General features: G+C 69.1%; 22 protein-coding genes, 1 pseudogene and 1 riboswitch. Of the genes and pseudogenes, 9 read left to right on the forward strand and 14 right to left on the reverse strand.

What is annotated here, in order from left to right; all coding sequences use genetic code 11:
• Positions 1 to 194: 194 nt before the first annotated feature.
• Together IT779_RS34040 and dacB are read right to left on the reverse strand one after the other, a co-directional pair.
• Positions 195 to 1301, reverse strand: coding sequence for a zinc-dependent metalloprotease (locus IT779_RS34040; protein WP_196153651.1), 1107 nt, complete (start codon positions 1299 to 1301; stop codon positions 195 to 197).
• Between the two features lie 16 nt (positions 1302 to 1317).
• Positions 1318 to 2730 (reverse strand): D-alanyl-D-alanine carboxypeptidase/D-alanyl-D-alanine endopeptidase, encoded by a 1413-nt coding sequence (gene dacB / locus IT779_RS34045; RefSeq protein WP_196153652.1) that lies wholly within the window; start codon positions 2728 to 2730, stop codon positions 1318 to 1320.
• 256 nt (positions 2731 to 2986) lie between these two features.
• On the opposite strand from dacB, the gene IT779_RS34050 reads away from it, so the two are divergent.
• On the forward strand, positions 2987 to 3478 hold the full coding sequence (locus IT779_RS34050) for an inorganic diphosphatase (protein ID WP_196153591.1): 492 nt from the start codon (positions 2987 to 2989) through the stop codon (positions 3476 to 3478).
• 58 nt (positions 3479 to 3536) lie between these two features.
• Here IT779_RS34050 and IT779_RS34055 read toward each other — a convergent pair whose 3' ends face one another.
• The 4 genes from IT779_RS34055 to IT779_RS34070 all read right to left on the reverse strand — a co-directional run bounded on the left by IT779_RS34055 (position 3537) and on the right by IT779_RS34070 (position 7215).
• On the reverse strand, positions 3537 to 3776 hold the full coding sequence (locus IT779_RS34055; RefSeq protein WP_196153592.1) for a hypothetical protein: 240 nt from the start codon (positions 3774 to 3776) through the stop codon (positions 3537 to 3539).
• 166 nt (positions 3777 to 3942) lie between these two features.
• The gene (locus IT779_RS34060) at positions 3943 to 5733 is read right to left on the reverse strand and encodes an MDR family MFS transporter (RefSeq protein ID WP_332839087.1); all 1791 of its coding nucleotides are present in this window, start codon (positions 5731 to 5733) and stop codon (positions 3943 to 3945) included.
• Positions 5730 to 6305, reverse strand: coding sequence for a MarR family winged helix-turn-helix transcriptional regulator (locus IT779_RS34065; RefSeq protein WP_196153593.1), 576 nt, complete (start codon positions 6303 to 6305; stop codon positions 5730 to 5732). The genes IT779_RS34060 and IT779_RS34065 overlap by 4 nt, the downstream gene beginning before the upstream one ends.
• An 88-nt stretch (positions 6306 to 6393) precedes the next feature.
• Positions 6394 to 7215 carry a crotonase/enoyl-CoA hydratase family protein gene (locus IT779_RS34070; RefSeq protein ID WP_196153594.1) on the reverse strand — a complete coding sequence of 274 codons (822 nt, stop codon included), beginning with the start codon at positions 7213 to 7215 and terminating at the stop codon, positions 6394 to 6396.
• 184 nt (positions 7216 to 7399) lie between these two features.
• Here IT779_RS34070 and IT779_RS34075 point away from each other — a divergent pair, with 184 nt between their 5' ends.
• Both IT779_RS34075 and IT779_RS34080 read left to right on the forward strand, forming a co-directional pair.
• A complete protein-coding gene (locus IT779_RS34075; protein WP_196153595.1) occupies positions 7400 to 7720 on the forward strand; it encodes a 2-oxo-4-hydroxy-4-carboxy-5-ureidoimidazoline decarboxylase in 321 nt (106 codons plus the stop codon).
• 40 nt (positions 7721 to 7760) lie between these two features.
• A complete protein-coding gene (locus IT779_RS34080) occupies positions 7761 to 8237 on the forward strand; it encodes a YbaK/EbsC family protein (protein WP_196153596.1) in 477 nt (158 codons plus the stop codon).
• A gap of 17 nt (positions 8238 to 8254) precedes the next feature.
• Here IT779_RS34080 and IT779_RS34085 read toward each other — a convergent pair whose 3' ends face one another.
• From IT779_RS34085 to IT779_RS34095, 3 genes are all read right to left on the reverse strand, one after another.
• Complete coding sequence (locus tag IT779_RS34085; protein ID WP_196153597.1) at positions 8255 to 8854, reverse strand: Uma2 family endonuclease; 600 nt, start codon at positions 8852 to 8854, stop codon at positions 8255 to 8257.
• A gap of 83 nt (positions 8855 to 8937) precedes the next feature.
• Positions 8938 to 10254 (reverse strand): aminotransferase class V-fold PLP-dependent enzyme, encoded by a 1317-nt coding sequence (locus IT779_RS34090; RefSeq protein WP_196153598.1) that lies wholly within the window; start codon positions 10252 to 10254, stop codon positions 8938 to 8940.
• Between the two features lie 44 nt (positions 10255 to 10298).
• Positions 10299 to 10412, reverse strand: a riboswitch (SAM riboswitch).
• A gap of 123 nt (positions 10413 to 10535) precedes the next feature.
• Positions 10536 to 11945, reverse strand: a complete 1410-nt coding sequence (locus tag IT779_RS34095; protein WP_332839088.1) for a DHA2 family efflux MFS transporter permease subunit — start codon at positions 11943 to 11945, stop codon at positions 10536 to 10538.
• A gap of 100 nt (positions 11946 to 12045) precedes the next feature.
• On the opposite strand from IT779_RS34095, the gene IT779_RS34100 reads away from it, so the two are divergent.
• From IT779_RS34100 to IT779_RS34110, 3 genes and pseudogenes are all read left to right on the forward strand, one after another.
• Entirely contained in the window at positions 12046 to 12480 is a 435-nt protein-coding gene (locus IT779_RS34100) for a MarR family winged helix-turn-helix transcriptional regulator (protein WP_196153600.1), read from the forward strand.
• Positions 12481 to 12671: 191 nt separating this feature from the next.
• Positions 12672 to 17060 (forward strand): annotated as a pseudogene (locus tag IT779_RS34105) (Pls/PosA family non-ribosomal peptide synthetase); the annotation flags it as partial.
• Positions 17061 to 17254: 194 nt separating this feature from the next.
• Positions 17255 to 18601, forward strand: coding sequence for a M1 family metallopeptidase (locus IT779_RS34110; RefSeq protein ID WP_196153601.1), 1347 nt, complete (start codon positions 17255 to 17257; stop codon positions 18599 to 18601).
• A 21-nt stretch (positions 18602 to 18622) separates the two neighbouring features.
• On the opposite strand, the gene IT779_RS34115 is transcribed toward IT779_RS34110, so the two are convergent.
• The 3 genes from IT779_RS34115 to IT779_RS34125 form a co-directional block, all read right to left on the reverse strand.
• Positions 18623 to 18811 (reverse strand): hypothetical protein, encoded by a 189-nt coding sequence (locus IT779_RS34115; RefSeq protein WP_196153602.1) that lies wholly within the window; start codon positions 18809 to 18811, stop codon positions 18623 to 18625.
• A 215-nt stretch (positions 18812 to 19026) separates the two neighbouring features.
• Complete coding sequence (locus IT779_RS34120) at positions 19027 to 19413, reverse strand: DUF2752 domain-containing protein (RefSeq protein WP_196153655.1); 387 nt, start codon at positions 19411 to 19413, stop codon at positions 19027 to 19029.
• A gap of 109 nt (positions 19414 to 19522) precedes the next feature.
• A complete protein-coding gene (locus tag IT779_RS34125) occupies positions 19523 to 19891 on the reverse strand; it encodes a glyoxalase superfamily protein (protein ID WP_332839090.1) in 369 nt (122 codons plus the stop codon).
• 100 nt (positions 19892 to 19991) lie between these two features.
• Between IT779_RS34125 and IT779_RS34130 the strand changes: the two genes are divergently transcribed.
• Together IT779_RS34130 and IT779_RS34135 are read left to right on the forward strand one after the other, a co-directional pair.
• On the forward strand, positions 19992 to 20261 hold the full coding sequence (locus tag IT779_RS34130; protein ID WP_196153603.1) for a hypothetical protein: 270 nt from the start codon (positions 19992 to 19994) through the stop codon (positions 20259 to 20261).
• Between the two features lie 220 nt (positions 20262 to 20481).
• Positions 20482 to 21537: an alpha/beta fold hydrolase gene (locus IT779_RS34135; protein ID WP_196153604.1), complete on the forward strand. Its 1056-nt coding sequence runs from the start codon at positions 20482 to 20484 to the stop codon at positions 21535 to 21537.
• Positions 21538 to 21711: 174 nt separating this feature from the next.
• Here IT779_RS34135 and IT779_RS34140 read toward each other — a convergent pair whose 3' ends face one another.
• Both IT779_RS34140 and IT779_RS34145 read right to left on the reverse strand, forming a co-directional pair.
• Positions 21712 to 22902 (reverse strand): esterase/lipase family protein, encoded by a 1191-nt coding sequence (locus IT779_RS34140; protein WP_232542362.1) that lies wholly within the window; start codon positions 22900 to 22902, stop codon positions 21712 to 21714.
• A 235-nt stretch (positions 22903 to 23137) separates the two neighbouring features.
• Positions 23138 to 23944: an SDR family NAD(P)-dependent oxidoreductase gene (locus IT779_RS34145; protein ID WP_196153605.1), complete on the reverse strand. Its 807-nt coding sequence runs from the start codon at positions 23942 to 23944 to the stop codon at positions 23138 to 23140.
• A gap of 200 nt (positions 23945 to 24144) precedes the next feature.
• Between IT779_RS34145 and IT779_RS34150 the strand changes: the two genes are divergently transcribed.
• On the forward strand, positions 24145 to 24852 hold the full coding sequence (locus IT779_RS34150; RefSeq protein ID WP_196153606.1) for an SDR family oxidoreductase: 708 nt from the start codon (positions 24145 to 24147) through the stop codon (positions 24850 to 24852).
• Positions 24853 to 24936: the final 84 nt, after the last annotated feature.

Consider the following 24936-nt stretch of genomic DNA (forward strand, 5'->3'; position numbering starts at 1 on the left):
GGCGAGAATACCGAGGCCACGGCCGCAACGATGCTCGCGCTCCGGCGGCGATCACGGTCCGTGCCGACCCATCGAACCGGCGCGTCCGACCGCGAGAACGCCTGTCTGTCACCAAGCAGCCACCGGCGGGATTCGATGAGCGCGAACGTAATTCGCGGTAACGCGCCCTGCCTCGAAATCGCGGACGATCTTCCTCAGCCGAGGACTCGCGCGATCCAGCGATCCCCGTCTTCGATCTCCTCCGGCTTCGGCAGCGTGTCCGCATCGGTCCAGATGGCGTTGAACTGCGCCATCCCGACGCGCCCGACCACGTGGTCCACGAATGCCTTGCCGCGCACGTACTGCGCGACTTTCGCGTCGACCCCGAGCAGCGCGCGCAGCAGTCGTTGCAGCGGATTGGTGGGGCGGGTGCGGCGTTTGTCGAAGGCGGCGCGGATCTGTTCGACGGTGGGGACGACGGCCGGGCCGACGGCGTCCATGACGTGGTCGGCGTGGCCTTCGAGCAGGGTGCCGAGCATGAGCATCCGGTCGAGGGCCTCGCGCTGGGCGGGGGCCTGGGTGGCGCGCAGGAGGCCGACTATGCCGCGATTGGCCGGGTCGTCGGAGCCGCCGCCGCGCCTGCGTTCGCGCAACTCCTCGACCAGGCGCGACAGCATGTCGGTGGCCGATTCCTCGCCGACCTCGCCGAGGATGTCGACATTGGCCTTCATGTAGTCGCCCAACCAGGGCGCGGAGGAGAACTGCACGCGGTGGGTGACCTCGTGCAGGCACACCCAGAAGCGGAAATCGCTGGGTGACACGCCGAGTATCCGTTCCACGGCGACGATGTTCGGCGCGACGAGCAGCAGCGTGCCGCCCCGGGTGAACGGGTCGTACTGGCCGAGGATGGCGGTGGAAAGGAACGCGAGCATCGCCCCCGCCTGCACACCGGCGGGCTTGCCGGTGAGCCGCCCGCGCGCGGACCCGTCGGGCTCGGTGCCGGTGAGCGCGGCCATGGAGTCGGCGGCGGCCTCGATCCAGCCGCGCCGGTCGACGATCCTGGCGGCGGGCACCGGCCGGTCGTCGAGCAGTCCGCTGACCTCGCGCACCGGCCCTTCGGCTCGCAGCGACGCGGCCGCCAACTCTTCGACGGCCTGCTCGGCGGATTGCCGCGAGGTGCGCGGACCGGACGGAACGAGCGCGCCGCCGGTGCGCGCCGCGAGCCGCCAGTCGATCGCGCCGGTCAAGCCGGAGCTCTTCCGCTGATCACCGTCGGGTTGCGCGGCGAGGGTCTCTCCTGATTTGTCAGCGCCTTCGAACATGGTCATCAACCACCCGTCACGAACATCCGCAGTTGCGCAGCGTGCCCGCGACGGCGTCCAAGGCGGGCCTGCTCACCTCGGGCGGCCGATCGTTGGACATCAGCGCGAAGGTCAGCACCCGACCGTCTCGATCGAGCACATATCCCACCAACGCGCTCGCGACCGTCAGAGTTCCGGTCTTGGCGCGCACCCAGCCCGCCGCGCCCCGGTTGGCGTTCACGTAGCGGCTCGTCAGCGAGCCGGTGGCGCCCGCGACCGGCAGATCGTCGAGTAGCGGCGCAAGGGTGGCGGTGAGGCGGTCGGTCTCGGGGCGGGCGGCGGTGGCGACGGCGTCGCGCCCGGCCGCACTGTCACCGTCGGCGCGGGCGGCGGTGGCGAGGATCGAGTCGAGCACGCGCGCGGGTATCCGGTCGTCGACCGACAGGCCGCTGCTGTCGTACATGCTCGTGCCGGTCAGGTCGAATCCGGCTTTGCGCAGGGTGTCGCCGACGGCGGTGACCGCGCCTTCGAAGGACGGCTCGTGCCCGGTGACGACGGCGACCTCGCGCCCGATGGTCTCGGCGAGCACATTGTCGGAGTGCACCATCATGTCGCGCAGCCGGTCGCGCAGCGGCGCCGAACGCACCGATGCCAGTTCGGCCGCACCGGCCGCGGCGGTCCCGAGTCGCACCCGACCCGGGTCGAGTCCGAGTGCACGCGCGAGTTGCCGACCGGCGTCCAGCGCGGGAGTCGAGGTGCGCGGCGAGTATTCGACCAGCGGATCGAGGCGCCCGCCGTCGATCATCACCGCTTCGATGGGCGCGATGGAGCCTTCCGGGATATCGATCGGATCCCAGCCCTTGGCCATGGTCGCGCCCGCGAAGGCCGAGACGTCGACGACCACGGTGTCGATCGGCTTGCCCGAGGTCCTGATCTGGTCCACCAGGTCGGACAGCCGCGCACCGCCCGGGTAGTAGCCTTCGCCGTCGGGCTGCGCGGTGAGCGTCGGGTCGCCGCCGCCGACGAGGACCGCCTCGTTCGGCGACGCGCCCGCCACGACCTTGGTGACCACCCGCTGATCCGAGGGCAGGGTGAGCAGCGCGGCGGCGGTGGTGAGAATCTTCGCGGTGGAGGACGGGATCTGCGGCCTGGTCGGGTCGGCGCCCCACAGGGTGACGCCGCTGTCGGCGTCGGTGACCACGCCGGTGAACGCGCCGAGATCGGGATTGGCGACCACGGGCGCGAGCGCCGCGGCGATGCCCGCCGAACTTGGCGCGGGCGCGGTGGGCGGGGCAGGTACGAGTTTCGGGGCGGGGCGCACCGGCGCGGGCGGTTCGGCGACGGTGAGTCCGCCGTGCCGGAATTCCGGCGTCCACGGTTTCACCACGATCAATCCCGCCGCCCCCGCGCCGACCACGACGACGAGCGCGAGGACGAATCCGATCCACATCCGGCGACGCCGTCTGGCGGCCAGATCACCGATGTTGCGTTTACTACCAACCACTGGCTCGCCGTCTCCCTGACTCCGCCTGCGTGCACCGACCCGGCGCTCGAGCGCGCGGGCGAACCCGCGAACGCTTCCGTGCCCTTCAAAGTATCGGTCCCGCCGACCACACTATCCTCGTACCGCAACCGTTCCCCCGTACAGCATGGCGAGTCGGCGTGCGCGCCGCGTAGCCGATCAGTGCACCACAGAAGGAGATGGCGTGGAGTTCGACGTCACCATCGAGATCCCCAAGGGTTCCCGCAACAAGTACGAGGTCGATCACGAGACGGGCCGGGTTCGCCTCGACCGTTTCCTCTACACGTCGATGGTCTACCCGGCCGATTACGGCTTCATCGAGAACACCCTCGGCGAGGACGGCGATCCGCTGGACGCGCTTGTCCTGCTTCCCGATTCGGTGTTTCCCGGGGTGATCGTCGAGGCTCGTCCCGTCGCGATGTACAAGATGGAGGACGAGGCGGGCGGCGACGCGAAGGTGCTGTGCGTGCCCGCGGGCGATCCGCGCTGGAACCACATCCAGGATCTCGCGGATGTTCCGGAATTCGAGCTGGCCGCGATCAAGCACTTCTTCGAGCGGTACAAGGACCTCGAGCCGGGCAAGTTCGTGAAGGGTTCGGAGTGGGTCGGGCGGGCCGAGGCCGAGGCCGAGATCGAGGCTTCGCTGAAGCGTCTGCAGGAGAACGGCGGGCACTGATCCGCGACATACGAGAAGGGGCATCCGGTGGTCAGGATGCCCCTTCTCTCGCACCACATCAGTAGTAGATGTAGAGATCCCAACCGCTGTAGGTCTCGACGCACTCCCAGTACCAGCCGCCGGTGGCGGGCGATTCGCCGTCGGCGCGGCAGGCCGCGGCGGTGGCGTAGGTGCCGTAGTAGTAGCCGGTGGAGACGGCGTCGTAGTGCGGCGCGGCGGAGGCCGATGCTGCCGTCGACACCCCGGCGACGGCGGCGGTGGCGAGAAGACCGGCCGCGATGATGGATTTGATTCGCATGTTCGTTGCTCCTGTGGAGTGCGCTGTGTTTCCGACGAGAATCACGTTAAAGACGCGAAGCCCTCGAAACAGCCACCCCAAGGGTTGGGCGAACCCCTCCCTCGGGAGATTCACCCTCCCCACCCTTGGTGGGGCGTTTTCCCACCTCACCAAGGGTATTTGCGCTCTAGACGGAACCGCTTCCCCGTGCTTGCGCGCCGTCGGCGTCGGCGTCGGGCGGGTTGATCGATTCGCCGCCCGCGAGCGGCAGCCCGGTCTGCTCGACCATGCGCACCTCGGCGTCGAGCGCCGATTTCGCCGCGGCTTCGCCGTTGGCCGCCTGCATGCCCGCGACCATGCGCAGCGGCAGTTCCTTCCAGAACAGCACGAGCACGAATCCGACCAGCGCCACCGCCATGGCGGCGAGGAACACCGTCGACATCGAATTCGCGAAACCGACCTGGAACGGGCGGGCCAGCGCGGGACTCAACTGCTGGATGATCGAACTGTCCTCGAGCACCTTGCCCGCCGCCGAGGTGTCGTGCGCCAGTAGCCCGTTGGACAGGGCGACGTCGGCCGGGTTGCCACTGCGCGCGCCGTCGGCCAGCGCCCGCTGGAATTCCGGATCGCTTGCCGCGGAACGCAGTTCACCGGAGATGTTCGGGGTCATGCGGGCGAAAAGGATCGAGAGGAAGACCGCGACGCCGAAGGTGCCGCCGATCTGCCGGAAGAAGGTCGCGGCGGCCGTCGACACGCCCATGTCCTTGGCGGGCAACGCGTTCTGCAGTGCCAGGGTGAGCGGCTGCATCAGGTTGCCGAGCCCGAATCCGGTGCAGGCCATGAAGAGCATCGCCACCCACAGCGGGCTGTCGGCGTCGAGGAAGTGCAGCAGGAACAGGCCGACGGTGAGGGTGGCCGCGCCGATGAACGGGTAGCGCCAGTAACGCCCGGTGCGCGAGATCAGCTGGCCCGAGATCACCGATCCGGTCATCATGCCGAGCACCATCGGCAGCATCTCCAGACCCGCGACGGTCGGGCTCGCACCCTTGATGACCTGGAGGTATTGCGGCAGCAGCGCGATACCGCCGAACATGGCCGCACCCGAGACGAACGAGATGACGACGCCGAGCGCGAAGGTCCGGTTGCCGAAGATCCGCAGCGGTATCAGCGCCGCATCCTTCAATCCCCGTTCCACCAGCACGAATCCGACGATGCCGAGCACGCCGAGCACACAACAGGACACCGAAGCCGCACTGCCCCAACCCCATGCGTGGCCCTGTTCGGCCACCACGAGCAGCGGCACGATGCCGACCGCGAGCACGAGCACGCCGAGCCAGTCGACCCGGTCGCTGGAATGCGGTTTCTTCGGCAGTCGCAGCACCCGCGACACCACAGCGAGCGCGACCAGCCCGAGCGGCACGTTCACCAGGAACACCCAGCGCCAGCCGCTGACGCCGAGCAGCGAACCCTGTCCGGCGAGCACGCCGCCGAGCACCGGCCCGATGACACTCGACGTGCCGAACACCGCGAGGAAATACCCCTGGTAGCGGGCCCGTTCGCGGGGACTGACGATATCGCCGAGGATGGCCAGCGCCAACGACATGAGCCCGCCCGCGCCGAGTCCCTGGAAGGCGCGGAACGCGGCGAGTTGATACATGGTCTGCGCCAGCGTGCACAGCAGCGAGCCGACCACGAAGATGACGATCGCCACCATGAAGAACGGCTTGCGGCCGTACATGTCCGACAGCTTGCCGTAGAGCGGGGTGGTGAGGGTCGCGGTGATCAGATAGGCGGTGGTTGCCCACGCCTGCATGGAGTAGCCGTTGAGGTCGTCGGCGATGGTGCGGATGGCCGTCGCCACGATGGTCTGGTCGAGTGCGGCCAGCAACATGCCGAGCATGAGGCCGCTGAGGATGGTGAGGATCTGTCTGTGGCTGAAACTCGCGGGAGCTTCGGTCACCGGCGGTGCTGTGGTCACGAATCGTTCTCCGTCTCACTGGTTTTCGCGTACTGATCGCGCGGAGCCGAGCGACCCTGATTTTGCGGAGCCGAGCGACCCTGATTTGCCGGGGCCGAGCGACTGTCGTCACGGAGCAACGCGACCATGTCCGGGCGCGCGCTGTCGAAGTCGTCTGTGAAGCGGCGCAGCAGGTCGGCGAACGTCGCCCGCTGTCGCGGCGTCCACGACGCCATGACGCGCGCGAGGTTCTCGTGGCGGCGGCGCCGGATTCGTTCGGCGACCTCGCGGCCGAGGTCGGTGACGGCGAGGACGGAGGCCCTGCCGTCGGTGGGGTCGGCCGTGCGCTCGACGAGGTCGCGCTCGACGAGCATGGCGACCTGCCTGCTGACGGTGGAGGCGTCGCTGTGCACGGCTTCGGCGAGCGCGCCGGAGCGCATCGGCCCTTCCTGGACCAGCCGGAACAGGACGACGAAGGCGGCCGGGTCCACACCGTCCTTGGTGCGGATGTGCGCCGCGGTGCGCTCCCGAATCCGCTGCAACCGGGTCAGTTGCACCGCGATCGTGTCGATCGACCGATCCTCCGCCTCCACACTTCCGCCTTTACTTGCGTCAAACAATTAGTTGTGTGACGCAAGTATGTAGCGGCGTTAACGAGATATGCAAACGATTATGGCGGCCCTACCGCCCCTCGAAGCGCGGCTCCCGCTTCTCGAAGACCGCCGTGATGGCCTCCGTCAGATCCTCCGACGGCAGGAACGCCGCGTTCCACGCCGAGACATACCGCAGCCCGGCCGCGACGGTGTCCTTGGTGCGCTGCTCCACCACGTCCTTGATGCCCTGCACCACCAGCGGCGGATTCGCGGCGATCTCGCGCGCCAGCGCGTGCGCCGCGTCCAACACCGCGTCCTGATCCGCGTAGACGTCGTTGACCAGGCCGATCTTCTCCGCACGCGCGGCATCGATATCCTTGCCCGTATACGCGAGCTCGCGCAGGTGCCCCTCGCCGATGATGCCGGGCAGCCGGTGCAGCGAACCGATATCGGCCACGATCGCCACCTTCGCCTCCCGCAGACTGAACTTGGCGTCCGCACTGGCCAGGCGGATATCGGCGGCCGCGATCAGATCCAGTCCGCCGCCGATGCACCACCCGGACACCGCCGCGATCACCGGCTTGCGGCAATCGGCCACCGCCGTCACCGACGCCTGCATCTTGCGCACCTCGGCCAGGAACTCCGAGCGCGGCGCGGCGAAAGCCCGATCCGCCAGCAGCGACCCGAACGTCGCCGACATCGCGGGCAGATCGAGGCCGTAGGAGAAATTCCTGCCGGAACCCGTGAGCACGATCGCCCGCACCTCGGGATCGGCGTCGAGTTCGGCGCAGATCTCCGGCAGCTCCCGCCAGAAATCCGGTCCCATCGCATTGCCCTTGCCGGGACCGATCAATGTCACCGCGGCGACGTGGTCCTTGATCTCGACGGTGAAAGCCTGCCAGTCAGTCATTTGTACAGCGTATCGAGAAGGCGTCGCGCGCTGCCATGATCCCGGCGAACCCGGCACGGGCGAATCCTGAATCGGCCAGATAAACATCATGCAAAATCGGTGTGGCGCAGTAGCTCCGACAGCGCCTCCGACCTGATGATTGGCGAGTCAGCAAACCCTACGTCACCGGGTTCGGAGAGCACACATGCTGATCCACCGCGGAATCGGTCTCGACCGGTTCAACACACTGCCGCGCGCGCGTGCCGTGCACGCGCTCTTCGCCTGCTGCGGCAACGTCACCTGGGCGGTCACCCTCGTCGACGCGCGCCCCTACGCCGACCGGGACAAGCTCCTGGCCGAAGCCGACCTCGAACTGCTCGCGCTGTCGCAGACCGACCTCGACCGCGCCCTCGACGCCGTACCCGCCGAACAGCTATCCGGACGCACCATCACCGAACTGGCGCGGGTCACCCGCGAACGCATCGACCGGATGCTCGGCCCGGCCGAGGGATATCCGGAGTACTGAACACCCGGCGCGGCGCCGGTGCGGGCTCTACCCTGGTGCCATGCGCAGGGCTTCGCTACCCCCGGTCGCCTGCCGGGTATCGGACACGTTGATCGCGCGTGGACATCACGGCGTCATCGTCAGCCAGCCCGCGCCGACCCCCACCGCCGAGGACGCGGCGCGCGCACTGCGCGTCGACGTCGGCGCGATCACCGAATCACTGGTGTTCCTGCTCGACGACGATCCGGTGCTGCTGCTGGTGTCGGGCGCGCATCAGGTCGACCTGGATCGCACCGGCGACCGGATGGAAGGCGTGCTGACCCCCGCGCCCGCGCGCATGGTGCGCGAGGTCACCGGGCAGCCGATCGGCGGCGTCGCCCCGGTCGGCCATCCCACCAACCTGCCCACCTGGGTCGACAACGCGCTGTCCGGGCACCGGGAGGTGTGGGCGGCGGGCGGTCACCCGAACACCGTGTTCCGCACATCTTTTCGCGAGCTGGTGCGGATCACCGCCGGACTCCCGATCGACGTCGACTGAGACGCGATGGCGACCCGTCAGCCCAGGTCGAGCGCCGAGAACTTGATCTCGACCGGAAATGGCCCGGTCAGCCGCAGCACACCCTGATGCGTCTCGGCGAGCCGATAGCTGCGGCTGGCCCACTCGAGCCGGTACTCCTGCACGATCTTCACCCGGCGCTCGGCATCGAGATGGACCACGAGGTAGATCGGGATCCCTTCGTGGGCGTATTCGGCCCGCTTGTCGACAGTGTCGGTGTACTCCGAACCCGGCGACACCACCTCCGCGACGAGCAGGACATCCTCGGTCGTGAGTTTCCGATCATCATCGATGCAGTGGTGCAGCGCCACGTCGGGTCGCCGGAACGAGAAGCCAGGACTTCCGGGGCGGCTGTTCACATAGTGCATCTCGAAGTGGGTGACGACCCCCATGCACGGGTGCTCGGGGCGCGCGGCTTCGAGAGAGTTGGCCAGGCGCCGCGCGACATTGTTGTGCTGCAAGCTGCCGCTGCGGCAGAACTGCACGTGACCGTCGAGCACTTCTATCTGCCTGCGCACCTCGTCCGGGAGCGCGTCGTAGGCCGCCTCGGTGATCACGAGCGCACCGGGATCTGCGGCCCACGCGGGCAATATGGTCATCCGGCCCCACCTCGGATCTAGTCGGCGATTCGCCGCATTTTACCTGGCGAGGTAGCGGTTACCGTGCACGGTAACCGTGGGGCTCAGGCGAGGGTGCAGGGGGAGGCGCCGGTGGGGTCGGTGGCGAAGGGGCGGGTTTCGGGGGTGGGGTTCCAGTGGCCGTCGGTGGGGGCGTAGGACCAGGACGGGCCCTTGTTCACCAGGGTGGCGATGGCCTCTACCAGGCGGTCCACGTCGGTGGATGTGGTGCCGAGGCCGATGCTGGCGCGCAGGGCGCCGTCGAGGCCGAGGCGGGCGAGCAGCGGGTGCGCGCAGAAGCGGCCGTCGCGTACGCCGATACCGCATTCGGCGGAGAGGTAGGCGGCGACGTGGCCGGGGGCGAAGCCCGCGAGGGTGAAAGCGACGATGCCGACCGAGTCGGGGCTGTCGGACCAGATGCGCAGCAGTTCGACGCCCGGAATCGCGCACAGGCCGGTGCGCAGGCGTTCCGCGAGGGTCTGTTCGTGGGCGATCCTGGTGTCGGCGTCGATGGCGGAGAGCGCGTCGCAGGCCGCGGCGAGCGCGGCGACACCGAGTACGTTCGGCGAACCCGCCTCGTGCCGCTGCGGGGCAGGCGCCCACCGCGTCGAGTCGATGCCGACCTCGACGACGGCGCCGCCGCCCGCGAGGTAGGCGTCCGCCGAGTCGAGCCAGTCGCGGCGCCCGACCAGCACGCCTGCGCCGAACGGCGCGTACAGCTTGTGCCCGGAGAAGGCCAGGTAGTCGATACCGCATTCGCGCAGGCTGATGCGGCGGTGCGGGGCCAGCTGCGCGGCGTCGACCAGAATGCGCGCGCCGCACTGGTGGGCGATGTAGGCGAGCCGTTCCAGCGGCAGCACCTCGCCGGTGACATTTGAGGCGCCGGTGACCGCGAGCAGCGCGGCGGGTTTGGCGCACAGTTCGGCGACCAGCCTGCCGATGGTCTCCTCGATGGTGTCGGCGGCCCGCACCACTCGACGCCCCCGCGCGGCCCACGGCAGGAAGTTCGCGTGATGTTCGGTGTCGAGCACGACGGTGTCACCCGGCACGCAGTTCGCGAGCAGATTCAGCGAATCGGTGGTGTTGCGGGTGAAGACGACGACCTGGTCGTCCTCGGCGTCGACGAAGCGCGACACCGAGGTGCGCGCGGCCTCGTAGCATTCGGTCGAGATGCGGGACGCGTAGCCCGCGCCGCGGTGCACGCTGGCGTAGTACGGCAGCAGTTGCGAAACCCGTTCGGTGACCGCGGCGAGCGCGGGCGCGCTCGCGGCGTAGTCGAAGTTCGCGTAGGCGGCGGTTCCGCCCTGCACGAGCGGCACGAGCAGATCGTCGCCCGAGACGCGGGCGAGGGCGGCACAGGTGGTGTCGGCGACAGCGGTCATCACGTAATCCCGTCGGTTCAGGGACTCGTCGGATGAATTCGTCGAGTCCGCGCTTGCCGAGCCCGGTCGGGCGTCGGCCCGGTCGTCACCCGGAGCACCCCGCCGCGGAGGAGGGTTGCCGACCAGCAAGCCGGGGCTTAGCGCTGGTACTCATGACCTGATCAGAGATTGGCAGACGCCACGCGTCCCTGTCAACCGCTTCGATTCCGTGTCGCCGCCGGGCCCGGATGCGCGGTCCGCCGGCGCCCTCCGGTACGGAGAGCGCCGGGGACGACGCAGACTCACTTCTCCATCGATGAACGAGATTCCCTCCGCCACAAGATGATCGACGTGCCGAGCGACACCACGGCGGCGGCGGTGAGCCACCCGAACGCCCGCTGGAACCCGACCTCGACCGGCAGTCCCGCCGCCGACGCGCGGTAGACGACCACCGCGAGCAACGCCGCCCCGATCGCGCCGCCCATGCGCTGCACGATGTTCACGAACGAGGCCGCGTCGGGCAGTTCGTGCGGGCGCACGGCCGCGTAGGCGGAGCTCACGATCGGCATGGCGGCGAATCCGGTCGCCATGCCGCGCAGCAGCAGGAGCACCTGGATCAGCACCGGATTCAGGTCGGCGTCGCCGAAGACGAACGGAAGCGTGGTGAGGATGAGCACGACGCCGCCGACCGTCGCGACCGCGCCGCCGCCGAACCGGTCGGTGAGCAGTCCGCCGATGGGCAGCGCGATCACGCCGCCGAGCCCGAACGACAGCAGCAGCAAGCCGGTGGCGATCAGCCCTTCACCGTGCAGGATCTGAAAGTACAACGGCAGCAGCAACATCGACCCGAACAGTGCGACGCCGACGAAGAAGTTGGCGACATTGGCCGCCGCGAACACCGGACTGCGGAAGAGTCCGACATCGAGCAGCGTGGCCGTGCGGGAGCGGATCGAACGCACCAGGAACACCCCGAGCGCCAGCACGCCGACGAGCACCGAAACCCACACCGTCGGAGCGGTGGCGCTGCCTCGGGTGCCGAACTCACCGAGGCCGTAGACCAGCGCGGACAGCCCGACGGCGATGAGCACGAATCCGACGATGTCGAGTCGGGCCGCGGTGTCGCTCGCGGGCACGCGCGGCAGGAACCGCACGGCGAGCACGAAGGCGACCAATCCGAACGGGATGTTGATCAGGAACAACCACGACCAGTGCAGATGCTCCAGCATCACCCCGCCGACGGTGGGCCCGATCGCGGGCGCGCCGACCACCGCGATGCCGGTGACGCTCATGACCCGGCCGAGCCGATGCGGGCCTGCGACCTGTCCGATCAAGGCCTGACCCGCCGGTGTCAGCAAACCTGCGGCAAGCCCCTGGACGATCCTGAGGGCGATGAGCCAGCCCATGGTCGGGGCGAACGCGCACAGCGCGGAGGCGACGGTGAACCCGATCAACGCGCCGACCCACACCCGATCCAGCCCGATCCGGCGGCCGAGCCATCCGCACAGCGGCAGCGTCACCGCGAGGGCGAGCAGGTATCCGCTGGCGATCCACTGCGCGCCGTCGAGGCCCGCGCCGAGATCGGCGGCGATGGTGTCGAGGCCGATATTGACCAGCGACGTATCCAACATGCTCATGATCGCGCCGAATACGACGACACCGGCGACTCGCCACACCGAGGCCGGTATGGGGTCGATCGCGGGTGGCGCTGACACGGTTCGAGTCTCCGACATGAGTTCCTCCCCATTTGTGGACAACCTAGATTGCGGAGATTATCAACAATCTGTTGAATCAACAATAGGTACGATGGGCCACATGCCCACCCATCCCGTCAACCCCTCGGGACTGCTCCGCTTCCCCTCCTACGCTCTCGGCAGACTCCACAAGGCCGCGCACGCCGAGATCGGATCGTCCCTGCGTGAGCACTGGGTACTGGTATTCCTGGAAGAGTTCGACAACCTGTCCCAGCAACAGGTCTCGACCGCGCTCGGCATCGACCGCAGCGAGGTGGTTCGACTGATCGACGGCCTGGAAGAGGCCGGATACGTGGTCCGCACCCGCGACGCGGACGACCGCCGCAAATACTGTCTCTCGATCACGCGCGCCGGACGGGCCCAGCGCCGCCGGACCGATCAGCTCATCGAAGCCGTCACCGCACGCGTATTCGCCCGCCTCGACGACGCGGAACGCCGCACCCTGCACCGCCTCGCCCTCAAGGCGCTCGGCGAGGACGAATCACTCGCCGACTGACGCGAAAATCCGGACATACCACCCCACTGCGGCCCTTCTCACTCCCCACACGGGAATCACGCGCGGAACTTCGGCGATACCCCGAGTACCGTAGACACTCGGTCACCTCGGTGTTTGCCATCCGGTAACCATCATGTGGAACAACGAATGCGAAGGCTGGACACGGGTCAATGAGAGGTGGGCAGGACGTCATGCAGCCGCAGGTCGACACTGCGGCGGGCGATGATCCGGACGCGTCAGGGCGATCCGACTCCACACAGTCACCGCCCGCCCCCGAACCATCCCCCTCCCTATCCCCGCAGGTCAGGAACCCCACCGATGCCGGACAGCGAGCCGCGTCCGCACCGTCCGCCACCGCGAGCCGCATCCGCGCGAACGGCTCGTCCCCCGACGCGGACTCCGAACCACCGCGCGAAACCGAGTCGCCCTCGACCGCCCCGCCGTCCACCGACTCCGGCGCGGCGTCCAAGGGCGAATCGCAGACCGGATCGAAACCCATCGTGGACGCGCCGCCTCCGAGTTCCGGGTCCGCGCACGCCACTGCGGCACACCCAGGCCCGGAATCATCCGTCGATTCCGACACCGAGCCTCCCGAGCACGACTCCGCGTCCGCGATAGAGACCGAAGCCTCGCTCGCCACCGAATCGGCGGTCGACCCCGCCCCGGCCTCCGCGACGCCTCTCGACTACACGGCAGGCCCGTCCACGGACATCACGTCGGCGCCTGCCGCCGACTCCGGCGACTCCCCCTTGCTGAGCGGTGCGCTCGCGGCTCCGCCACGGACCCTGGTCGACATCCTCGCCGAAACGGCGCTGACCCATCCCGACGCACCCGCCATCGATGACGGCGAAGTCGTGCTCGGATACGCCGAACTGCTGGCCGAGATCGATATCGCGGTCGAGCGGCTCGCGGTGGCGGGAGTCGGGGCAGGCGACCGGGTCGGCGTGCGCATGCCCTCGGGCAGTCACGAGCTCTACGTGACGATCCTCGCCGTCCTGCACGCGGGCGCGGCCTACGTTCCGGTCGACGCCGACGACCCCGACGAGCGCGCCCGCTTGGTGTTCGGGGAGGCGAAGGTCAGCGCGGTCGTCACCGGCGACGGCATCGAGATATCGGCCACCGCGCCCGAGACCACGGGCGTGACCGCGACCCCGGAACCGGGCGACGACGCCTGGATCATCTTCACCTCCGGTTCCACCGGCACCCCGAAGGGCGTAGCGGTCACGCACCGCAATGCCGCCGCCTTCGTGGACGCCGAAGCCGAACTCTTCCTCCGCGACGCCCCGATCGGCCCCGGCGACCGGGTGCTCGCGGGCCTTTCGGTGGCCTTCGACGCCTCCTGCGAGGAGATGTGGCTGGCGTGGCGGCACGGCGCGTGCCTGGTGCCCGCGCCACGCGCCCTCGTTCGCACCGGCGCCGACCTCGGCCCGTGGCTGGTCCGGCGGGAGATCAGCGTCGTGTCGACGGTGCCGACCCTGGCCGCGACCTGGCCCGCCGAAGCCCTCGACCCGGTCCGCCTGCTCATCTTCGGCGGCGAAGCGGTGCCGCCGGAGCTGGCCGAACGCCTGGCGGGCGCGGCGGATCGCGAGGTGTGGAACACCTATGGGCCCACCGAGGCCACCGTGGTCGCCTGCGCGGCGCTGCTCGACGGTTCCGGCCCGGTCCGCATCGGCCTGCCGCTCAACGGCTGGGATCTGACGGTGGTCGACCCGTCGGGCAACCCGGTCGCCGAGGGCGAATCCGGTGAGCTGGTGATCGGCGGCGTCGGGCTGGCCCGCTACCTCGACCCGGACAAGGATGCCGAGAAGTACGCCCCCCTGCCGACGCTGGGCTGGGAGCGCGCTTACCGCAGCGGCGACCTGGTGCGCAACGACCGAGCGGGCCTGGTGTTCCTCGGCCGCGCCGACGACCAGATCAAGATCGGCGGCCGCCGGATCGAACTCGGCGAGATCGACAACGCGCTGCAACACCTGCCCGGCGTCACCGGCGCGGCCACCGCGATCCGAACCACCAAGGCGGGCAACAAGATCCTTGTCGGCTACTTGACCGGACCCGACCCCGACTACGACCTCAAAGCCGCCAGAGACACACTCGCCGAACAACTTCCGGCGCCGATGGTGCCGCGCCTCGCGGTGGTCGCCGAACTGCCGACCCGCACCTCGGGCAAGGTCGACCGCGACGCCCTGCCGTGGCCGCTACCCAAACGCAAGGACGCCGAGGCCGAGGCCGGGCTCACGCCGACCGCGCAGTGGGTCGCTGTGCTGTGGGATTCGATCCTCGGCGCCGAGGTCACCAGTCCCGACACCGACTTCTTCGATGTGGGCGGCGGTTCGCTCGCCGCCGCGCAACTCGTCGCGGCCCTGCGGGAACGCTATCCGAGGGTCGCGGTCGCCGACCTGTACGACCATCCTCGACTCGGCGCGCTCGCCGACCACCTCGACGAGAGCGCGCCCGCCGCGGCCGTCGAGGAACGCACGGTGCGACCGACTCCCCTGCCCGCCCAGCTGTTCCAGGTCCTCGCCACCATCCCGCTGACCACCCTCACCGGCTTGCAGTGGCTGACCTGGCTCGCCATCGTCGGCAATATCGCCGCGTGGTCCGGCTCGCTGCCGTGGCTGCCGCACCTGTCCTGGTGGTGGGCGCTGATCGCGTTCGCGCTGTTCATCAGCCCGCCCGGCCGAATGGCGCTGTGCGCGTTCGGCGCGCGACTGCTGCTCGACGACGTGCGGCCGGGCAGTTATCCGCGCGGCGGCCACGTGCACCTGCGGCTGTGGACGGCGGTGCGGCTGTCGGAGGCCAGCGGCGCCGAGAACCTCTCGGGCGCACCGTGGATGGTGCCGTTCGCGCGGGCGCTCGGCGCGCGGATCGGGCGCGGGGTCGACCTGCACACGCTGCCGCCGGTCACCGGCATGCTCGAACTCGGCGACCGGTGCAGTGTGGAACCCGAGGTCGACCTGTCCGGATATTGGATCGACGGCGACCTCGTGCACATCGGCCCCATCGTGGTCGGGTCCGGCGCCGTGGTCGGGTCGCGTTCGATCCTGCTGCCCGGCACCAAGATCGGCAAGAACGCCGAGATCGCGCCCGGTTCGGCCGTTTCGGGCAAGATCAAGGGCGATCAGGAGTGGGCCGGTTCGCCCGCGGTGAAGGTCGGCAAGGCCAGACACCGCTGGCCCGACGAGACGCCTGCGCGCGCCGCGCACTGGGTGCTGATCTTCGGCATCACCTCCATGGTGCTCGCGGCGGTCCCGATCATGGGGCTCGCGGCGGGCGGCGGCTACATCGCCTGGCGGATCCGCGACACCGCGACCCTCACCGAGGGCATCGGCCGCGCGTTCACCGTCCTGCCCATCGCGACCCTGCTCAGCCTCGGCGTGTACGCGGCGATCACGATCATCGCGGTCCGGCTGTTCAGCATCGGACTGCGCGAGGGCTACCACCCGGTCCGCAGCCGGATCGGCTGGCAGGCCTGGTCGACCGAACGACTCCTCGACGGGGCGCGCACCTTCCTGTTCCCCCTCTACGCGAGCCTGCTCACCCCGATCTGGCTGCGGCTGCTCGGCGCGAAGGTCGGCCGTTCGGTGGAAGCGTCGACGGTGCTGCTGCTGCCCAAGTTCACCACCGTCGCCGACGGCGCGTTCCTGGCCGACGACACCATGGTCGCCAGTTACGAACTCGGCGGCGGCTGGCTGCACATCGGTGAGGCGAAGGTCGGCAAACGCGCCTTCCTCGGCAATTCCGGGATGACCGCGCCGGGCCGAAGGGTGCCCAAGAACGGTCTGGTCGCGGTGCTGTCGGCCGCGCCGTCGAAGGCCAAGGCCGGGTCGTCGTGGCTCGGCAGCCCGCCGGTGCGGCTGCGGCGCGCCTCGGAGAACGCCGACACCGCGCGCACCTTCGATCCGCCGCTGCGGCTGCGGATCGCCCGCGGCATCGTGGAGACCTGCCGACTCATCCCCGTCCTTGTGACCTTCGCCATCGGACTCGGCGTGCTGTTCACGCTGGCCTGGCTGGCGCAGCGGCTCGGGCACCTGCCCGCCGCGCTGCTCAGCGGCGTGGTGCTGCTCGCCGCGGGCGCGGTCGCCTGCGGCAGCGCGGTAGCGGCGAAATGGTTGCTGGTCGGGCGGATCGGGACCGACGAACATCCGCTGTGGAGTTCGTTCGTGTGGCGCAACGAGGTCGCCGACACCTTCGTCGAGACCGTCGCCGCGCCTTGGTTCGCGCGCGCCGCGACGGGTACACCGGTACTGAATCTGTGGCTGCGCGGACTCGGCGCACGGATCGGGCGCGGGGTATGGTGCGAGTCCTATTGGCTTCCGGAGGCAGACCTGGTGACGCTCGGTGACGGTGCGACCGTGGAACGCGGATGCGTTGTGCAGACCCATCTCTTCCACGATCGGATCATGGCGATGGATACCGTCACCCTCGGCGCGGGTGCGACGCTCGGCCCGCATTGCGTCGCGCTGCCCGCCGCCGTGATCGGCCCCGGCGCGACCATCGGACCGGCCTCGCTGGTGATGCGCGGCGATGTGGTGCCGCCGTCGACGCGCTGGTGGGGCAACCCGATCGCGCCGTGGAACGAAAAGATCTCGGCTGCCACCATGGTCGCGGCGACCACGGACAACGACGACACCGCGGAGACGGTCGCGAGAACCGGGAACGGGGCGGATACGGCAGCGAAAGATGCCGGTGCTCCCGCGAAGGGCGCCGGAACTCTGTCGAAAGGCGCGGAATCGGAGGCCGGTTCGAGAACGAGTCCGGCGGAAGCGCCCCGTTGATGCCGAACAAGTTCTACGACAAACCGATAGACGAATACCTTCCGCAGAACGGCAACCGGGGCTACCGGGTGTCGCGGTACGAATTGACGCTGGTCTACAAGGTGGCGGGCAACCGGCTCACCGGCCGCGCCGAGATCACCGCGGTCACCACCGAGGTGCGCCCGCGCTACGCGCTCGACCTGTCCCAATCGCTTTCGGTGTCCAAGGTTTTCGTCAACGGCGTCAAGGCCGCCAAGTACACCCATCAGCGCGGCAAACTCGTCGTCACCCCGCAGCAGCGGATTCCGGCGGGCGGCGTGCTCGCGCTGGTCGTGCAATACGGCGGCGCGCCGAAACCGGTGCGCGGACCGTGGGGCGAGGTCGGCTGGGAGGAACTGTCGGAGGGGTCGCTCGTGGCCAGCCAGCCCAATGGCGCGGCCTCCTGGTTCCCGTGCGACGACCATCCGAGTTCCAAAGCCAGCTACCGCATCTCGATCACCACCGACACCCCGTACTACGCGCTGGCCAACGGCGCCCTGGTCGGCAAGCAGACCAAAGCCAGCCAGACCACGTGGACCTACGATCAGCCCGAACCCATGTCGAGCTATCTGGCCACCATCCAGATCGGCCCGTACCGCCGCTACCGGGTCGGTCCGGCGCACAGCAGGGTGCCGATGCACGCCGTTGTGCCGCCGCGGCTGCGTTCCGCCTTCGAACACGACTTCGCCCGCCAGCCCAAGATGATGGAACTGTTCGTCGAGAGGTTCGGCCCGTACCCGTTCGGCGCGTACACCGTGGCGATCACCGACGACGAGCTGGAGATCCCGATCGAAGCCCAGGGCATCTCCGTGTTCGGCGCGAACCACTGCGACGGGCGTCGCGGTTACGAACGCCTGGTGGCGCACGAACTCGCGCACCAGTGGTTCGGCAACAGCCTCACCATCCGCCAGTGGCGCGACATCTGGCTGCACGAGGGTTTCGCGTGCTACGCCGAATGGATCTGGTCGGAGGCGTCGGGCGGGGCGAGCGCCGATCAGCAGGCGAGGGCCGCGCGAGGGCACCTGGCCAGGCAGCCGCAGGACATCGCGATCGGCGACCCCGGCCCGCGCCGCATGTTCGACGACCGCGTGTACAAGCGCGGCGCGCTGACCCTGCACGCGCTGCGCCTGCACCTCGGCGACACCGCCTTCTTCGACCTGGTGCGGGAATGGACCCGCCGGTACCGCCACGCCTCGGTCACCACCGAGGATTTCACCGACCTGGCCGGGCACTACAGCATGACCTCGCTGCGCCCGCTGTGGGACGGCTGGCTGCGCGCGCGAACCCTGCCCCAGTTGCCGTCGGCGCAAGGCAAGCTCGCGCACTGAAGGCTCGGGACCGATTCCGCGTCAGAAGACCAGGTAGCGCGCGGCGATCTCCTCGATCAGCGGATCGTCGTCGGCCACCGAATCGAGCCGTTCCAGATCGTCTTCGACCGAGACCTGTCGCGTGTCTTCCTGCTCGGGATCCGGCGCGCCGTCCTCGTTGAGCTGCCGCAACAGTTTGGCCCGCACGCGCTGCTTCAATGTGTCGCTCATACTCGAAGCTTGCCCGCCACACGACGGTGCAACCAGCAACGCCGCGCACACCGAACCGCACCGCTCCCGCACCGACACACCGCGACGCCGCACGACCGGGCGGGGACAGGCACCGCGACCCGACGCCAGTTGGCGACACCGAGCACACCGCACACCTACGGCGCGAGCCGAACTCACCGCACGACAGCGCTCGAGCCGAACTCACCGCCCACGAATCAGACGGGGGTGAGCCAGCCGCCCCACGGGGTGTTGCGGAAGACGCAGTACACGGCGATCAGCGCGAGCAGTATCCACATCGTCGACCGCTCGATCCTCGGCAGCACCAGCCGCTGCCCACGCCAGGCGCGCACGGCCCACGCGCCGACCCACAGCGCGAGTCCGAACAGCAGCGGGACCGCGATCAGGTTGCTGTGCAGCGCGTCGACGATCCGCCCGTCGGTGAGGTTGTGCACGGACCGCATGCCACCGCACCCGGGGCAGTACATACCGGTCAACGCGTACACCGGGCACACACCGTATGCCCCTTCCACGTGCGGATCACGGAAATGCAGCAGCGCCACCGCCCCGATCCCCACGCCTGCCGTCAACAACGGCAACGGCATGGCCCGCCAGCCGCGCTGCGTCGGCGGCTTGGTGTATTTCGCCAGAATCGAGTCGGCGGCCGTTTCACCTGCGACATGCGCGCTCTCCACAAGGTTCAACGGTAACCGCTTATTCGGGTTGGGCGAAGCGCAGCACGTTGCCGAACGGATCGGTGACGGCGAATCCGGGGCCGCCGGGACCGGGCTCCGGCGGTCCCGGTGCGGCGTACCGGTATTCCTTCTCCGCTAACTCGGCTTGCAGCGCGTACACGTCGGCGACCGGAATCCACACGACGGTGCCCGGTGTGCCGTCACCGTGGTGTTCGCTGAGGTGCAGTCGCAGTCCCGACCGCGAGACCTGCGCGTAGCGCGGGAAGTCGGGACCGAATCGGTGTTCCCAGTCGATGTCGAGCCCGAGGTAATCCCGGTAGAACTCGTAGGCTTTGTCGACATCGAAGACGCGGAGCACCGGAACCGGCGCCGAAATACGAATATCCACCTTCGTCACCCCCAAAGATCTTGCCGGATCCTAGCCGGTCATCGGCCGATCATGATCGATTTCATCCGGCGTTTCCTCGGCCGCCGTAGAATTTCACAGCGTGGATGCCGCTGGTTTCACCCGGCTCGACGGATTCGGGGTCAGCACGGCTCGCAAGCTGGAATTCGGGCATGTGGGTCACTGGCAGGCAGTACGGGACGGCGATACCGCGGGGTCGGTGGCGGTGGAGATCGATCCCGGTGACGGTTCCTCGGTGGTGGTGTTCGTGCGGACGCCGCACCGACTCGACAGCAGTGCCGATTTCCACCCCGACGATCAGGTCTGTCTCGTGATTCCCGATCTGATCGCCGAACTCTTCGCTCCCGGCTGATTCCCGAGCTCGACTCGACGGTTCCGAGTCGAGCTCACGCCGATGTCACGCGAACCGGCGCCCGCGCGATACGTGGGAAAAGGGTGCCGGTCGCGGTGTTCGCCGTACCGATTATCGGATATCCGACCATTCGGGCCAGGATTTCCGGACCGTACCGCTTGCACTAGCTAGCACCCTGCTTGCAGGGTACGGTAACGGCAGGACACAAAGGAGTGCTCGAATGCTGGTCACGTCGATGCAGACGATCGCGGCGCTACGGGGAACCGAACCGCTCACCGCCGCCTACCGTGCCGGATTGCGCGGTCGCGCCTACGCGACCGCGGCGCTGAACAAGCCGACCGCACCGCACGAAGTCATACCCGTGACCACCGCCGACGGCGCCCGGCTCCGCGTGCACGCCTACGGCCGGGCCGACGCACCGACGATCGTGCTCGTGCACGGCTGGAGCTGCAGCATCGAGTACTGGTATCCGCAGATCAACGCGTTCGCCGACCGCTACCGGGTACTCACCTACGATCAGCGCGGCCACGGCGAGAGCGGACTCGGCCGGTCCCGCCTCGGCGCCGCGAGCCTGGCGAGCGACCTGAACGCGGTCCTGCACGCGGGCCTCGCGCGCGGCGAACGCGCCGTGCTCGTCGGGCACAGCATGGGCGGCATGACCATCCAGGCGTGGGCGGCCCGCTACCCGGATCAGGTGGCCGAACGCGCGAGCGAGATCGTGCTCGTGAACACCGCCGCGCGCGAGGTGCGCGGCGAAACCGACATGCTGCCCCTGCTGAACAAGCCGCTCACGGTCGGCGCCCGCCCGGTGACGTTGTGCGGCAGCACCCTTCGCATGCCGTCCCTGGTCGCGGAGACGGTCCTGTTCTCCCCCGTACCGGTACCCGGCGGTCGGCTCGTAAGCGCGGTCTTCAAGAACCGGGTGATGAACAAGGACGCCACCGACGATCAGGTCGCCTTCGCGCTCGCCGTCATCCGCGCCTGCCGCCCGCTCACCCGAGGCCTGCACGCCGCCGCCCTCGTCGATCTCGACCTCGGCGATTCCGCCACCCATATCAGCGTGCCGACGACGGTGATCGCGGGTTCGGCCGATCTACTGCTCCCCGAACGCATGTCGCGCCACATCGTCGAAATCCTGGACCGCAACGGCGTATTGGCCGACTACCACGTCTGGCCGACCGGCCACCTCGGCACCATCGAAGCCGCCGACCGGTTCGACGCGGTGCTCGAGCGCGTCGCCGCCCGCGCGTCCCGCTGGAAGGCCGCAGCGGTCTGAGGTCCCGCCCGCCGCGAACTATTCCCCACCGGCCGCGAATCTCGTTGCCGCGCCGGAAAAACGAAAAGGGGGAAGCTCCGGTACGTATCCGAAGGAGCTTCCCCCCGTACGGAAGGGTAGCGCCCCGCCGTATCGTTCGGCCCGGCGACTCGCCGAACCGAAACCTATTGCCGCCTAAAGCGACCCGCCGCCACCGATCAACCAGGGGTTGAAGGTGCACACCAGACCGGGGTGACCGGCCGGGTCGAGTGCGCGCAGCACGAGCGACAGCGCGCGCGGCGAGTACAGCATGGTCAGGTGATCGGAGAAGTCCTGATCGCAACCATCCTGCAGCACAACGTTGTTCACGGTCGCACCCGGTCCCGCCTTCAGGAAGGTGAGGTCGAACGGCGTGGTGATCTCGTCGTAGCGGGTGCCGATGACCGTGTAATCGATCCCCGGAACGGTGTCGCCGCCTGCGTTCAGCTTGTTCACGAAGTTCGAGCCGACGGTCTGCTGGATACCCGCGTGGCCGACGAAGATCTCGACGAAGCCGAGCACGTCGATACCGAGGTTGTTGACCGCGCGGCCGAGCGCGCCGATCCCGTCGAGGGTGGTGCCGTGGTTGGTGGCGCCGAGGGTGATCAGGTTCTGCACCCGGGGCGCGCCGTTCTCGAACTTCGTGTAGTAGCTCGCCATCGGACCCGCCTGGGAATGCGCGATGATGTCGACCTTGTCCGCGCCGGTCGCCGTCACCACCCGGTCGACGAACCGCGCGAGCTGCTTGGCCGAGTCCTCGATGTACCCGGTGCCCATGACGCCCGGCAGCACCGATCCGACGCCGCCGCCTTGCAGCAGGTTCGACCGGCCGTAGTTGAAGGTGAAGACGCAGAATCCGGCGTCCTTCAGCGGCTGGCCCATGTAGGCGTAGCCGTTGTAGGCGTTCATCCAGGTGCCGTGCAGCGCGACCACCGGGCGGGGGTGCGCGGCCGTTGGCTTGCAGTTCCAGTCGTTGGTTCCCGGCGGCGCGACATCCGGGTTCTGCAGGCCGTAGCCGAACGCCGAAACCCACGAGGTCTGCGCGGGCCCGAAACCGATGGTGTCGGTGGCCGATCCGCCCGAGGAACCCGAGCTGCTCCCGGAACCGCCGTAGCAGTCGCCCGAACCGTTGCCCGAACCGGTGCCGCTGCCGGAGTTGCAGGCCGATCCGGTGCCCGCGACCGGCTGCGCCTTCAAACCGGCCTTGATGTAATCGGCGAGCGCCTGTTCGGTCGGCGCGGGCTCGGCGGGCGCCGGAGCGGGAGCGGCCGAGGTGACGGCGCCGCTCACGCAGGTCGTCAGCGCGGTCAAGCCGACCATCAAGGCCAGCGCGCCGGACCTGCGCATTCGTGATCCGCTCCGAATCTTCGTCCTCATCGAGTACCTTTCGCGCGACATCGGTGTTCCGCGATGCGCAGTGTGTGCGCACCGCGCTGCGCTCAGCGTGGTGCCGATACCGGCCGGTAATCCAGCCCGCGGGGGAAGTCCGGGCAGATCATGAATGCGGAGCAACCGTTCAGTGACGACACACAGTCGGTCCCGGCGAACGCCGATACCGGGCCGCGCCATACTGTTTCGCCCGTCACACCGCCTTGCGCAGCCCCGCGTCGACGAGCACATCTATTCCGGTCGTGCTGGCCGAGCGCGGTGAGCAGAGCAACACGACGGCGTCGGCGACCTCCTGCGGATCGATGAGCCTGCCGGTGGTCAGCTTCATCATCTCGGCGGCACCCGTGCGCAACACGGTGTCGCGGTCGCTTCCGGTGGCCGCCGCGATCACCTCGGCGGCCCCGCCCGGCTCGGTCCACCACGGCGTGACCACCGGACCCGGCGAAACCGTGTTCACGCGGATGCCTTTCGGCCCGAATTCCTCGGACAGCGCCTTGGTGAGGTTGCCGATGCCCGCCTTGGCCACGCCGTAGTCGACATTGACTCCGCTCGGCACGTGCGCGTGCGTCGAGGAGATGTTGACGATCGCACCGCCGCCCCTGGCCAGCATCATCGGTATCGCGGCGCGGACCGCGCGCACCGTCGCCATGAGGTTGAACTCGAGCATGGCATGCCAGTCGGCGTCGTCGAGCGCGGTGAAGGAGAAGCGCGGCAGCACCGCACCCGGCGGCGGACCGCCCGCATTGTTGACCAGGATGTCGACGCCGCCGAAGGCGCGTTCGGCTTCGCCAAGCGCGCGTGCGGGTCCGTCGGAGGCGGTGAGGTCGACCGCGACATGCACGAGCCGCTCTCCCGCGATCGCGTCCAGTTCCGGGCTCGACCGCCGCGACACCGCGACGACGAGCGCGCCCTCGGCATGCAGGGTTCGCGCCGTGGCCAGGCCGATGCCTTTCGAAGCTCCGGTGACCACCGCGATTTCATTGCGCAACAAGAGATCCATGCGAAGCAGCCTGGTCGCAGGTCAGGCGCCGAGCCGGCAGGTTCCGGCCACCGCGTTCCTGACCACCGTGTGCCTGACCACCGTGCACGCGAGTCAACGCAGCATCGGTGAAAATCATATTCTTGCGAATCAGAATGCCATTCTGGCAAGGTGCGTAGGTGGGTGGTCGCCGCGGCGACCTCGGCACGCACGGAGGATCTATGCGCGAAACAGCAGTCATCACCGGAGCCGCGGGCGGAATCGGCGCGGCCGTCGCCCGACTGCTGGCCGCCGAGGGCGCGCACTGCGTGGTGGTCGACCGCGATCCAGCGGTGGCGGAGCTCGCGACGGAGATCGGGGGCGCGGCCGTCGTCGGCGACCTCACCGATCCGGAACTGTCCGTGCGCGCGGTCGCGACCGCTGGCCCGCGCCTCGACCTGCTGGTACTCAACGCGGGCACGAATTCCGCCGACAAGGACCCGGCCGCCCTCGACATCGAGCGCTACCACCGCGTCGTCGGCGTCAACCAGCACGCGGTGATGTGGGGGCTGCGCGCCGGTCTCCCGGTCATGCGACGCGGCGGCGGCGGATCCATCGTGGTCACGGCCTCACTCGCGGCCATCCGCGCCACCCCGCAGGACCCCGTCTACGCCATGACCAAACACGCGGTGATCGGGCTGGTGCGTTCCCTGTCCGGCGCCCTCGCACCGGAGCACATCCGCCTCGCCGCGGTCTGCCCCGGACTCGTCGACACCCCGCTGACCGCACCCGCCCGCGACCACTTCCACGCGGCGGGAATCCCGATGCTGTCCGCCGACACCGTGGCCGCCGCGATCGTCCACACCCTGCGCCACGGCCAACCCGGCGACGAACTCGTCGTCCGCCCCGGACAGCCGGACCACCACTACCTCCCGGCGCCGCTGCCATGAGCCCCGCCCGCCACACCGCACACCACGGCCTGCCGACACGGTCGCGATCGTGCGCGGGAACCCGTCGTCCGCCCGAACAGCCGC

The organism is Nocardia bovistercoris, assembly GCF_015674855.1.
Classification (GTDB): domain Bacteria; phylum Actinomycetota; class Actinomycetes; order Mycobacteriales; family Mycobacteriaceae; genus Nocardia; species Nocardia bovistercoris.